This window comes from Roseateles flavus (assembly GCF_039872765.1).
Taxonomy (GTDB): Bacteria; Pseudomonadota; Gammaproteobacteria; order Burkholderiales; family Burkholderiaceae_C; genus Roseateles_B; species Roseateles_B flavus.
Map to the genome: position 1 here is coordinate 214,484 of NZ_JBDPZC010000005.1, position 11,811 is coordinate 226,294.

11 protein-coding genes and 1 pseudogene are annotated in these 11,811 nt (G+C 69.6%); 5 read left to right on the plus strand and 7 right to left on the minus strand.

What is annotated here, in order from left to right; translation table 11 throughout:
• Window positions 1–17: 17 nt before the first annotated feature.
• Together ABDJ40_RS12540 and ABDJ40_RS12545 are read right to left on the minus strand one after the other, a co-directional pair.
• Window positions 18–737, minus strand: coding sequence for a DUF599 domain-containing protein (locus tag ABDJ40_RS12540; RefSeq protein ID WP_269632701.1), 720 nt, complete (start codon window positions 735–737; stop codon window positions 18–20).
• Between the two features lie 63 nt (window positions 738–800).
• The gene (locus ABDJ40_RS12545; protein WP_347610138.1) at window positions 801–1,538 is read right to left on the minus strand and encodes a pirin family protein; all 738 of its coding nucleotides are present in this window, start codon (window positions 1,536–1,538) and stop codon (window positions 801–803) included.
• Window positions 1,539–1,726: 188 nt separating this feature from the next.
• On the opposite strand from ABDJ40_RS12545, the gene ABDJ40_RS12550 reads away from it, so the two are divergent.
• The 4 genes and pseudogenes from ABDJ40_RS12550 to ABDJ40_RS12565 all read left to right on the plus strand — a co-directional run bounded on the left by ABDJ40_RS12550 (window position 1,727) and on the right by ABDJ40_RS12565 (window position 4,330).
• Window positions 1,727–2,638 carry a LysR family transcriptional regulator gene (locus ABDJ40_RS12550; protein ID WP_347610407.1) on the plus strand — a complete coding sequence of 304 codons (912 nt, stop codon included), beginning with the start codon at window positions 1,727–1,729 and terminating at the stop codon, window positions 2,636–2,638.
• Window positions 2,635–3,570, plus strand: coding sequence for a tRNA glutamyl-Q(34) synthetase GluQRS (gene gluQRS, locus ABDJ40_RS12555; protein ID WP_347610140.1), 936 nt, complete (start codon window positions 2,635–2,637; stop codon window positions 3,568–3,570). Before ABDJ40_RS12550 ends, gluQRS begins: the two co-directional genes overlap by 4 nt.
• Window positions 3,571–3,607: 37 nt before the next feature.
• Window positions 3,608–3,952 (plus strand): annotated as a pseudogene (locus tag ABDJ40_RS12560) (FKBP-type peptidyl-prolyl cis-trans isomerase); the annotation flags it as partial.
• Window positions 3,953–3,976: 24 nt separating this feature from the next.
• The gene (locus ABDJ40_RS12565; RefSeq protein WP_347610409.1) at window positions 3,977–4,330 is read left to right on the plus strand and encodes an FKBP-type peptidyl-prolyl cis-trans isomerase; all 354 of its coding nucleotides are present in this window, start codon (window positions 3,977–3,979) and stop codon (window positions 4,328–4,330) included.
• 19 nt (window positions 4,331–4,349) lie between these two features.
• Here ABDJ40_RS12565 and ABDJ40_RS12570 read toward each other — a convergent pair whose 3' ends face one another.
• On the minus strand, window positions 4,350–5,417 hold the full coding sequence (locus tag ABDJ40_RS12570; protein ID WP_347610142.1) for a GNAT family N-acetyltransferase: 1,068 nt from the start codon (window positions 5,415–5,417) through the stop codon (window positions 4,350–4,352).
• A 30-nt stretch (window positions 5,418–5,447) separates the two neighbouring features.
• On the opposite strand from ABDJ40_RS12570, the gene ABDJ40_RS12575 reads away from it, so the two are divergent.
• Window positions 5,448–6,767, plus strand: coding sequence for a chondroitinase-B domain-containing protein (locus ABDJ40_RS12575; protein ID WP_347610144.1), 1,320 nt, complete (start codon window positions 5,448–5,450; stop codon window positions 6,765–6,767).
• A 61-nt stretch (window positions 6,768–6,828) separates the two neighbouring features.
• Here ABDJ40_RS12575 and ABDJ40_RS12580 read toward each other — a convergent pair whose 3' ends face one another.
• The 4 genes from ABDJ40_RS12580 to ABDJ40_RS12595 are packed head-to-tail and all read right to left on the minus strand — an operon-like array spanning window position 6,829 to window position 11,771.
• Window positions 6,829–9,066 carry a polysaccharide deacetylase family protein gene (locus tag ABDJ40_RS12580; protein WP_347610146.1) on the minus strand — a complete coding sequence of 746 codons (2,238 nt, stop codon included), beginning with the start codon at window positions 9,064–9,066 and terminating at the stop codon, window positions 6,829–6,831.
• 20 nt (window positions 9,067–9,086) lie between these two features.
• Window positions 9,087–10,400, minus strand: coding sequence for a putative O-glycosylation ligase, exosortase A system-associated (locus ABDJ40_RS12585; RefSeq protein ID WP_269632696.1), 1,314 nt, complete (start codon window positions 10,398–10,400; stop codon window positions 9,087–9,089).
• On the minus strand, window positions 10,393–10,608 hold the full coding sequence (locus ABDJ40_RS12590; protein WP_347610149.1) for a hypothetical protein: 216 nt from the start codon (window positions 10,606–10,608) through the stop codon (window positions 10,393–10,395). Before ABDJ40_RS12590 ends, ABDJ40_RS12585 begins: the two co-directional genes overlap by 8 nt.
• Window positions 10,605–11,771, minus strand: coding sequence for a glycosyltransferase (locus ABDJ40_RS12595; RefSeq protein WP_347610151.1), 1,167 nt, complete (start codon window positions 11,769–11,771; stop codon window positions 10,605–10,607). The genes ABDJ40_RS12590 and ABDJ40_RS12595 overlap by 4 nt, the downstream gene beginning before the upstream one ends.
• Between the last annotated feature and the right edge of the window lie 40 nt (window positions 11,772–11,811).

The window sequence follows — 11,811 nt, forward strand, 5'->3', positions numbered from 1 at the left end:
CGCAGGCCCGGTCCGGCTCAGTGCCGGACTGCCTCGCGCAGCACGTCCAGCACCTCGGAGTGGAACTCGCGCTGGTAGAGGATGTAGATCACGCCCACCGTCGCGGCCAGCATGGCCCAGGGCGAGAAGAACCAGGCGATGGCGGCAAAGGCCAGGTAGTAGGCCCGCAGGCCGTCGTTGAAGGTCTCGGCCGCCATGCCCACCACGCGGCCGGCGCGGTCGGCGAAGGCAGTGCGGTCCAGGCCTTCGGCGAGGTACTGCTCCGACTCCGGCGCCGAGGCCACCAGCAGCGCGCCGAAGGTGTACTGGCGCATGCTCCAGGTGAAGCGGAAGAAGGCGTAGATGAAGATGGCCGTCAGCAGCACCAGCTTCAGGTCGAACACCAGGTTGCTGGTACTGGCCGCGAAGGGCAGTTCCTTGACCAGCTCGCTGGCCTTGTCGCTGGCGCCCAGGGCTGCCAGCAGGCCGCCCAGGATCAGGATGGTGGTGGAGGCAAAGAAGGAGGGGCTGGAGGCCAGGCTCTGCACCACCACGCCGTCGATCACCCGCACCTCGCGGTAGGTGACCTGCATCATCCAGCGACGCCGAACCTGGTTGGTGATGGCCAGCAGCGAGCCCTTCTGCTGCGCCCGGTGGCGGGCGAACTGGGCGTAGCCTACCCAGGCCACGAAGAATCCCACGAGTGCCAGCCAGTCGGCCAGCGGCAGCAGGCCCAGGTGCGAGAACAGCTTTTGCATCACGCCAGTGTAGCGAGGGCCCGCGCGCGGGCGCAGGCCCCCGGCCTCATCGGAACGTGAGCTTCAGGGCGCCAGATCGAAGACCAGCACTTCGGCGTCCTCGCCCTCGGCGAGCTGCAGCTGGGCCACGTCCTGGAGCTGCAGGGCGTCGCCGGAGGCCAGGCGCTGGCCATTGACGCTGAGCTTGCCGCGGATCAGGTGCACATAGGCCAGGCGGCCTGCGGGCAGGGGCAATGTCTCGGTTTCGGCGCCATCGAACAGGCCGGCGTAGACCCGCGCATTGGCGTGGATCATCACGGCGTCCGCGGCGCTGGCTTCGCCCGCGGGGGCGGCGATCAGAGCCAGCCGGCCGCGCTTGCGCTGCACCTCGATGTGCTTCTGCTCATAGCCCGGCGCCACGCCACGCTGGTTGGGCTGGATCCAGATCTGCAGGAAATGGGTGGCCCGGTCCTTGGCGTGATTGAACTCGCTGTGCAGCACGCCGGTGCCGGCGCTCATGCGCTGCACGTCGCCCGGGCGGATCACGCCGGCGTTGGCGGCACCGGCATCGCCATTGCCCATGCTGTCGCGGTGCGCCAGCTCGCCGTCCAGCACGTAGCTGATGATCTCCATGTCCCGGTGGCCATGGGTGCCGAAGCCGGTGCCGGGGGCGATGCGGTCCTCGTTGATCACGCGCAGGGCGCCGAAGCCCATGCGGGACGGGTCGTAGTAGTCGGCAAAGGAAAAGCTGTGGAAGCTCTTCAGCCAGCCGTGGTCGGCATAGCCTCGGTCGCAGGAACGGATCAGCTGGGTCTGGGACATGGTGCGATTTCTCCTGCACTCACTGTAGGGATCCCTGCCTCCGCCGGGATCGAGCGCGCTTGAAGCCATCGTTCAAATAAGATGAAGGCATGCCGCACAAAGACCCCGCCAGCCCCTACGCCATCAGCACCCTGTCGCTGGAGGCCCACCAGACCAGCCGGCGGGTGCTGACGCCCGAGGCGCTCTCCATGATGGACAGCATCGCCCGCACCGGCAGCTTCGCGGCAGCCGCCCGCGAGATGGGCAAGGTGCCCTCCGCCCTCACCTACAGCGTGCGCCAGCTGGAAGAGGCGCTGGACGTGCTGCTCTTCGACCGCAGCTCGCGCCAGGCCGTGCTGACCGCCGCCGGCCAGGAGTTGCTGGCCGAGGGCCGCCGCCTGCTGCAGGAGATGGACGCCGTGGCCAACCGCGTGCGCCGCGTGGCCACGGGCTGGGAAAGCACGCTGACGGTGGCCATCGACGACGCCATCGCCCGCCGCGCGGTCTACGACCTGATGGAAGCCTTCTTCCAGCTGCGCGAGGACGGCCAGCCGCCGCCCACCCGGCTGAAGCTGCGCACCGAGGTGCTGGCCGGCACCTGGGAGGCGCTGAGCTCGGGCCAGGCCGACCTGGCCATCGGCACCACCACCCAGCCGCCCGGCAGCAGCTTCCATTGCGAGCCCCTGGGCGAGATGGAGATGATCTTCGTCGTGGCCCCCCACCACCCGCTGGCCAGCCATGAGGGCGCCCTGGACCCGGGCACCATCGCCCAGCACCGCATCATCGCCGTGGCCGACACGGCCCGGCAGCTGCTGCCCATGACCGTGGGCGTGATGCCCGGCCAGGAGGTGCTGACCATGCCCTCCATGGCCGCCAAGCTGGAGGCGCTGCTGCGCGGCCTGGGCTGCGGCTCCCTGCCCCGCTCCATGGTGCGGCGGCATGTCGAGGCCGGCCGTCTGGTGCACAAGCCCTATGCCCAGGTCCGCCCGCCGGTCTCGCTGAACTACGCCTGGCGGGCCGGCCATCCGCCGGCACGTGCCCTGGCCTGGTGGCTGCAACAGCTGCGCAGCCCGGTCACGCGCGGCGCGCTGCTGGAGCAGCATGAGGGCCTGCTGCTGTGAGTCAGGCCCTGAGCGGCCCCCCCTACCGCGGCCGCTTCGCCCCCTCGCCCACCGGCTTGCTGCATGCCGGCTCCCTTGTCGCCGCGCTGGCCAGCTGGCTGGACGCCCGCGCCCACCGTGGCCGCTGGCTGGTGCGCATCGAGGACCATGACCAGGGCCGCTGCGTCCCCGGCGCGGACCAGGCCATCCTCGGCCAGCTCCAGACCCTGGGCCTGGTGCCCGACGAGCCGCCCGTCTGGCAGTCGCGGCGCGAGCCCCTGTACGCCGCGGCCCTGCTGCGCCTGGTCGATGGCGGCTGGGCCTATGGCTGCGACTGCACGCGCAAGTCCATCGCCGAGGCCCTGGCTGCGCAGGCGCAGCAGAAGGCCCGGCACGGCGAGCTGGTCTATCCCGGCACCTGCCGGCATCGCCGGCTGTCCCCCGCACAGGCCCGCGCCTGGCGGCTGTTGAGCACCGCCGATCTGGCAGGGACGCAAGACCTGACCCTCTCCTGGCAAGACCGCCGGCTGGGCGCCCAGCGGCAGAACCTCACCGAGGCCGTGGGCGACTTCGTGCTGCGCCGGGCGGACGGGCTGTGGGCCTACCAGCTCTGCGTCGTGGTGGACGATGCCGAGCAGGGCATCACCGACGTCGTCCGCGGCGAGGATCTAGCGGACAACACCCCGCGCCAGCTCCGCCTCCAGCAGCTGCTGGGCCTCCCCTCCCTGCGCTACCTGCACACGCCGCTGGTGCTGGGTGCCAATGGCGAGAAGCTCTCCAAGCAGAACGGCGCCCGGCCGCTGGACCTGGACCAGCCGCTGGCCACCCTGCAGCATGCCGCTGCAGCCCTGGGCCTGCCCGACCTGCCCGGCGCGACGATGGCTGACTGGCTCGCCGCCGCCGTGCGCGCGTGGGCGAGCCAGGGCCTGCGCCGCCCGTCTTTGATGGCATGATCCCGGGATTCGCGTTTTTCCCCACGAGGCTTTATCCATGATCACCACCTCCACCGGCCTGCAGTACGAAGACACCCAGGTCGGCGACGGCGCCGAGGCCAAGTCCGGCCAGGACGTGCGCGTGCACTACACCGGCTGGCTGTACAAGGACGGCGTCAAGGGCGCCAAGTTCGACTCCAGCAAGGACCGCGGCCAGCCCTTCGAGTTCGAGCTCGACGGCGGCATGGTCATCAAGGGCTGGGACGAAGGCGTGCAGGGCATGAAGATCGGCGGCACCCGCGTGCTGGTGATCCCCGCGCAGCTGGGCTATGGCGCCCGTGGCGCCGGCGGCGTGATCCCGCCCAATGCCACGCTGATGTTCGAGGTGGAGCTGCTGGGCGTGTCCGGCGGTTCCGAGCCCCTCGCGCTGACCCTGCAGACCACCGCCAGCGGCCTGCAGTTCGAGGACGTGACCGTGGGTGAAGGCGCCGAAGCCGTCTCGGGCAAGCGCGTCACCGTGCACTACACCGGCTGGCTCTACAAGAACGGCCAGCGCGGCAAGAAGTTCGATTCCAGCAAGGACCGCAACGACCCCTTCAAGTTCCACCTGGATGCCGGCCAGGTCATCAAGGGCTGGGACGAAGGCGTCCAGGGCATGAAGGTCGGCGGCAAGCGCATGCTGGTGATCCCCTCGGACCTGGGCTATGGCCCCTACGGCGCGGGCGGCGTGATCCCGCCCAATGCCACGCTGCTGTTCGAGGTGGAGCTGCTGGCCGTCTGAGGCCTCTGCTGAACCCGGCTCAGGCCTCGTCCTGGGCCCTGTCGACCGCTTCTGCGCCCGCCTTGTGCGGGCGCAGCCTTTTCAGCAGGCCCTTGATCCAGCGGCCGCCAAAGTGCCGCAAGGCCGGCATCCAGGCCGCAGGGCGGCGCAGGTCGAAGGCCACCAGGCCCAGGAACTCGTGGCGCTCGCTGACCCAGTCCTGCTTGTAGGGCTCGGAGCCGTTGAGGTAGTCGATGAGGTGCACCTCGCCGCTGTCCAGCGTGTCCTGGAACAGGCTGGCAGACAGCACGGTGCCCACGCCCAGCTTTGCGGCGCTGTCGCGGTAGGCCAGCTTGTAGATGCTGGCCACCCCCTCGTGCACCCACCACAGCTGTGCAGCCTGCGCCACGCCCTGCAGGCGCAGCACGCCCAGGCGCAGGCGCCCGTCGGCAGCCAGCAGCTGAACCAGCTCGCGGATGAAGTCGGGGCGGGCCTCGCCCTGCTTCCAGCTGTCCTGGTAGACCGACTCGAAGTCCTGCAGCGCGCGGTCCAGCGCGGGCCCTGCCGTTCGCACGATCTCGATGCTGAGCCCGTGCTCGGCCTGCAGGCGCTTGCGGGCGCGCCGCTCGGTATTGCGCAGCCGGGAGGAGCGCGCAGCCCAGTAGGGCTCGAAGCGCAGGCCCGCACAGGGCAGGACCCAGTTCTCGAAGCAGTGGTAGCAGTCCGTGCGATAGCCTGCGGCGGTCAGCCCGCCCTGGAGCAGCTGCAGCTCGGCGCTGCCGGCCTGCATGGGCTGCAGGCTGAGCACCGCGCCACGGGCGTCGCAGCGCAGCTGCAGGCCGATGCTTCTGGCGGCCTGCACAGCCTCGGCCGATTCCCAGGCGGCTGAGGCCGGCTCGAGCAAGGGCCCGAAGCGCGGGCTGTAGAAGTTGCCCAGGGCGGTCAGCCGCGCACCGGCCGGCGCGACGGGGCGCTCATGCCGGCACAGCCACAGCGAGAGACGCCGGCCAGCCCCGGCTTCGGCACTGAACAACACGGGCTCACCCTGCCCCCCCAGACCACGGGAGGCCATGAGGCGAAACCAGGGCGGCGTCTGGAACAAGGACATCAGAGAATCGGGGCTCGATTCGCCCCGCCCATGTCCATGAAAGTCCGACGACTGCCCCTCATTGCTGCGGCCCTGCTGCTGCTCGTGCTCATTGTCTCGTTCAAGCTGGTCTATGCGGACCTGGACCGCCTGGGCGGCACGCCCTGGACATCCAAGCGCGGGAACGACTATGCCCGCTACCTTTTCAAGCGCCTGGAAGGCCATCCCAAGCTGGAGACGGTCTTCCAGCCGCTGCTGCAGGGATGGCAGTCCTGGCTGGAGCCCGAGGTGGACCTCAGCCAGCACCCCGACCACGGCCGCGGCGCGCGCGCCGAAAGCGCCCGCAGTGTAAGACAGCAGGCCCTGGCCGGGCGCGGCAGGATCGACGAGGAGCTGGGCCGGCGCCTGCGCCCGGTGGACAGCCCGGCGGCCCTGGAGCTGGCCCTGCAGGAGGCCAGGCCCGGTGACATCCTCGAGCTGGCCGACGGCCGCTACTCCATCACCCGCTCGCTGTGGACGCGCTCGGCCGGCACGGCCGAGCAGCCCATCACCTTGCGTGCGGCCCATGCCCGGGCCGCCGTGCTGGTCTCGGAGACGGCCACGCTGTTCGAGATCACGGAGCCCTACTGGCATGTCGAGGACCTGGACATCGAAGGCCACTGCAAGCCGCCCGGCTGCGAGCATGCGCTGCACGTGACGGGCAAGGCCAGCCATTTCCGGGCCGAGAACAACGTGATCAGCGACTTCGATTCGCATGTCAAGGTGAACGGCAGCAAGGGCCTGTTCCCCGACCACGGCCACCTGACCCGCAACACCCTGCTGAACAAGGGCGAGCGCGTCAGCGCACGACCGGCCAATCCGGTGGACATCGTGGCCGCCAGCCACTGGGTGATCGACGAGAACATCGTGCGCCACTTCGTTCACCCCGATGACAGGGCCAGCAGCTACGGCATCTTCATGAAGGGCGGCGGCAGCGGTGGCCGCATCGAGCGCAACCTGGTGATCTGCGCCGCCCAGGGCGTGTCCTCGCGCGGCACGCGGCTGGGCATCTCCTTCGGGGGCGGCCTGACCGGACCCAGCTACTGCCGGGACCAGCTGTGCCGCACCGAGCACGAGAATGGCCTCGCACGTGCCAACATCGTGGCCAACTGCAATGACGCCGGCCTGGACATCAACCACGCGACCAGCATCACGCTGGAAGGCAATGTGCTGATCAACACCGCCGGCATCAATGTGCGCGGCACCAGCCCCGCGGCACGGCTGATCGGCAACCTGGGTGACGGCTCGGTGCGCACCTTCGCCAACAAGGACGTCAGCAGCGACGGCCTGGGCCGGGCACCGCTGGATGCGCAGCTGAAGATCCGCCCCTGAGTCGAACCCTGCCCCCGCGGTGGGGGCCGTCGCGGCCCCGGCTCAGCCTGGCAGGCTTCAGTCAGCCGCGCAGCGGCGCGTCGTTGGTCCGGGCGTCCACCGCGATCATCAGCTGCGCCAGCTGCCAGGCGCCATGCTGGCGCGAGGTCGGCGACACCGCCTCCACCGTGCGCACCGGCTGGCGGCAGGCAGCCATGTCGGCCACGAAGGCGTCATAGGACTGCAGCAGGGCCGCCTCGATGGCCGCCTCGTCCAGCACATCGACATTGCGCACGCCCTCGAACTGCGACAGGCGCTGCGCGGTGATGCCGGCGCAGTCCACCAGGGCCAGGATGGGACGCAGCGCCCGCAGGTACTCGTAGATCTTGGCGGGGATCTGGTTGTTGAAGGCCGAGCCCTGGAACACCAGCAGCAGGTCCGCGCCCATCATCTCCTGCAAGGCCTGGCGGTAGGGAACGGGGCCGGCGATGTCGACCATGTCCTCCACACCGAACTTCTGCGCCAGCTCGCGGATGGCCTGGTCGGCGCCCGGCGCGCGGAAGCGCACACACAGGCGGGAGGCCTCGATGCGGCCGCTGTCGCGCAGGCGGGCCATCACGCGGAAGAGGTTGCTGGGGTCGCGTTCCTTGGGATAGATGGCGCCGCTGTGCAGCATCAGCAGGCGCTCGGGCGCCACGTCATAACGCTGTGCCTGCGCACCCACGAAGGAGCCCTCGTCGTAGCCGTTCTCGATCACATGGACGCGGCCGCGGGCCTCGGGATAACGGCGCTCGAAGAGCTGGCGCGCGCCATCCGTCGTCACCACGCAGCAGGTGGCGCTGCGCACCACCCAGCCTTCCAGGCGCGGCAGCAGCCAGCGCTTGAGGCGGCTGGCATCCCAGTCCTCGTGGTAGACGGGATCGCGGAACTCGGCGATCCAGGGCCGGCGGGTCCAGCGGGCCACCATGCCGCCGATCAGGTGAGCCGAGAGAATGGGATAGGTGCTCCAGACCAGCTGTGCCTGGCGGCTGCGCACCAGGCGGATGCCGCGCCGCACGCCGCCGAAGAACCAGCTGGACCAGCGGTCGGGCATGGCCAGCAGCTCGGGATACTTGCCGCGGATGGAGAGGTCGCGCCGCACGTCCAGAGCCAGCGCACGATCCAGGCGGATGTCCGGCGGCACCTGGGCCATCAGGTCCACGCTGGTGCGCTCATAGGCGCTGGCGCTGGCCGACAGCAGGCTCACGTCCCAGCCGGCCTCGGGCAGGATCTTGGCAAAGTTGAGGCTGCGCAGCACACCGCTGGAGCCGGCCTGAGGCGGGAAGTGGAAGGCGACCATCAAGGCGGCATGGGGGCGAGCCGGCCGCGCCAGGTCGGGCTCGGGCGGACGCAGCAGATTGCCCAGCAGTTGGAAGGCCCGCGAATGGGCCGTGGCGCCCCAGGGCGTGAAGCGGCGCAGTTGCAGGAAGCAGTTCTCCAGCGTGGCATAGCCCTTCTGGGTGCTCACGCCACAGGCATAGCCGGCTCGGCGCACCATCTCCACATGGCGGCTGGTGTAGTCCTTGCCGGGCTCGCCGTTGGGATAGGCAAAAGGCATGCGCAGCGGGCCCAGGACGGCCTCGATGTCGGCGCGGCTCTCGCGGATCTCGTGCTCCGCTTCCTCCTCGCTGCAGCAGGACAGGATGGGGTGGTTCACCGAATGCGCACCGATCTCCATGCCCATGGCCTGCAGGGCCTTGAGGTCCTCGCTGCCAAAGCAGCTGGGGCCGGCATAGCCCGGCCCGCACAGGCGCTCCAGCTCGGCCATGGCCTCGCGGCGCTGGTCCTGGGGCTGGTACTTCAGGGCAGCGGTCACGAGCCGGACCGCGTCCACCCGGCCTTCGCGGCTGCTGACGTCCAGCCCGGGCGTGGCCCCCGGCACGCCGGAGAGGGTCTTCAGGCCTGCCGGCAGGTGGTGGATCGCATGCTCGATGCGCTCGTTCCACAGCGGCTGCCCGCGCAGCTGCGCCGTGGTGATGAAGAAGGTGCCGCGCAGGCCCTGGCCCTGCAGCCAGGGGGCCACATGATCGATCCAGCTCTTGTAGCCGTCATCGAAGGTCAGCACGACGGCCGGCTCCTTGAGCAGCCCGGCGCGCAGCAAATCCACCGCCTCGGTCAGAGCCAGGATTCGGAAGGAGGACCGCAACTCGGTCACCAGTTCCTTGAAGCGCTCGAAGCTGTACTCGTGCGGGTCCAGCCGCTGCGCCTCGCGGGGCAGTCGATGGAAGGAGAGGATGGTCAGCTTGCCACGGCCGAACCTGCGGGTGAGAGAAAGCATCATGGGCATGGCTCGGGCAGGGCTCAGGGCCGCAGCGCCGCCGTGGATTTCCGGGGGTTGACCTGCTCGCGCACATAGCGGCGCACGCAGTCCGCCAGGGCCACCAGCATGTAGTGGAAGTCGTAGAAGGCGGCGCTCAGGGCGGCACCGGTGATCAGGAAAATGAACATCGCGCCGGCCAGGGCATTGACCATGTCGGCGGCCCAGAGCAGGTCATCCCGCCCGGACTTCTTCACCAGCCGCTGCACCTCGCCGCGTGCCGCGAAGGTGGTCCACATGAGGGCCACGAAGATCAGCAGGCCGACGAAGCCCATGTCGCCCAGCACCTCGAAGTAGATGCTGTGGGCGGCCGCCGGGTAGTTGACATTGGGCGTCTCGACAAAGCCCAGCAAGCCCTGCTTGTAGCGGAACTGCTCGAAGATCACCGGCGCCTGCACCGCCCGGAAACCGCCGCCGAAGACGGGGTTCTCCACCGCGATGGCGCTGGCGCGCTTCCAGGCGGTCACGCGGCCCATGAAGGACGCGTCCTCGTTGGCGGACTGCAGCGTCTCCATGCGCTCGAACCAGCTGGCCGGCGCGGCGGCGTAGATGGCCAGGCCGATGGCCAGGAAGATCAGCAGGCCCTTGAACTTCTGCCGGCCCATCAGCACCATCCAGACGCCGAAGCACACGAAGCCGATCAGGCCCCCGCGCGACTTGGTGGCGATCACCGCCATGGCCACGAGGAACATGAAGCCCAGCAATGCATAGCGCCAGGGTCGGGTCTTGCTGTACTGCCACAGGTAGAAGGCCAGGGGCACCGACAGCAGCACCGACTGCGCGAAGTGGTTGTTGTCCCCCAGCTTGGCGTTGCCCAGCACGATGTGCGCGCCCCCCGAGGCCAGGAACTTGAGGCCCTCCACCACGCCATGCCCGCCCAAACCCAGCGCCATGATGATGACCATGGCCACCAGGCGCGTGCGATTGACCACCAGCAGCGGCATCAGCAGGCACAGCAGGATGTTCTTCAGCAGATTGGTGGCGATCTCCCAGTTCCGCTCGATCCCGCCATAAGCCAGGCTGGCCACGAACAGGGCATGCAGCGAGAACATCAGGAACAGGATCTGCGGCCCGCCCAGCTCCCAGCGCCCGACGATCTGCTTGCGCTGCGTCAGCATCAGCACCAGGGTCGAGACCGCAAAGATCATCACGTAGGGCACGCCGGCCATGAAGCCGAACATGTAGAAGCCCAGGGCCGCCAGATTGGCCCAGGACCACATGAGCAGGGAGGCAAAGGCGCTGCGGATCACCAGGGGCGCCAGCCCCAGCATGAAGATCAGGGTGATGATGTCACGCACGCGGCCCCCTCCCCTCGTCGGGCCAGGCCGCGACCTTGGGAGCCGGCGGCTTGCGGGTGGACTTCGGCGGCTTGGGCACCTTGCCGCCCAAGCGGATGTCGAACCAGCCCAGCTCCTCCTCGTCCAGCTTGCCTCGCGCCTTGGACATGGTGCGCAGCAGCCAGCCCACGCAAAGCAGCTGCGCGAAGATGACCAGATACTCCTTCATTGCACGACCTGCCCTTTCCGGCTGGCAAACAGGGTCTCGTAGCGGGCCAGCATGGCCTGCAGCGAGTAGGCACTCAGGGCCCGCGAGCGCGCGGCCTCCTGCTGGGCCAGACGGGCGGCGGGGTCCAGGCGCTGTGCCAGGGCCTGCCTCAAGGCCTGGGCCAGCGCCATTGTGTCCGAGGGCGGCACCAGATGGCCGGCCGTCCCCTCGCCCAGCACGGCGGCATTGCCGCCCACGGTGCTTGCAACGATGGCCATGCCCGTGGCCAGGGCTTCCTGCAGGGCGCAGGAGGTGCCCTCGGTCAGGGAATTCAGCACGAAGACATCCAGGGCCCGCAGCACGGCGGGCACGTCTTGGCGCTGGCCGGCGAAGCACACACGGTCCTGCAGACCGCGCTGCGCCACCCGCTCTCCCAGGGCCTGCCGCAGCGGGCCCTCGCCCACCAGGACCAGGCGGGCCCGGCGGCAGGCCTCGTCATCCATGGTCTGCAGCTGGGCGAAGGCCTCGATCAGCCGGGCCTGGTCCTTGACGGGGTCCAGGCGCCCGACCGTGCCGATCAGCAGATGCTCGCCGGCGCGGAAGGGCAAGCCCTCGGGCCAGGCCTCGCCGGACTGCGGCGGGCGGAAGCGCTCGGTGTCCACGCCATTGGTGATCAGCTGGATGCGCGGGGCTGGCACGCGGATGGTGTCGCGCAGGTAGTCACGCACCTGCTCGGAGACGGCGATGAAGTCCTGGGCAAAGGGCGCCATGATCCGCCGGTTGCGGCGGTTCCTCAGATTGCTGCCACCGGGGTCGCTGACGTCCCAGCCATGCTCAGCGTGGATGCGCCGCGGAATGCGCGCCAGCGCGGCCATGGGGAGGAAATCCATCGCGGCCAGGTTGCAGCTGTGCAGCACGTCGGGCGCCTGCTCCCGGAAGAGGCGCCAGGCCTGCGGCCAGTACGGCAGCGGGCCGCCGGGCTGCTTGTTCAGGGCCAGGCATTGCACGTCTGGCGTCTCGATGCGCGCGCGGTAGACGGGGTCGACCTCGGTCAGAGCGACCAGGGTGTGGCGAAAACGGTCCCGCGGCAGGCCGTTGATCAGCTGGGTGACGACATTCTCCAGCCCACCGCTTGAGAAACGGTAGAGCAGGTGCATGACGTGCAGGCGGGCGTCAGTCTTCATGAACAGGGCAGAACAGCCGGGGCCATGGCCGGGGCCGGGG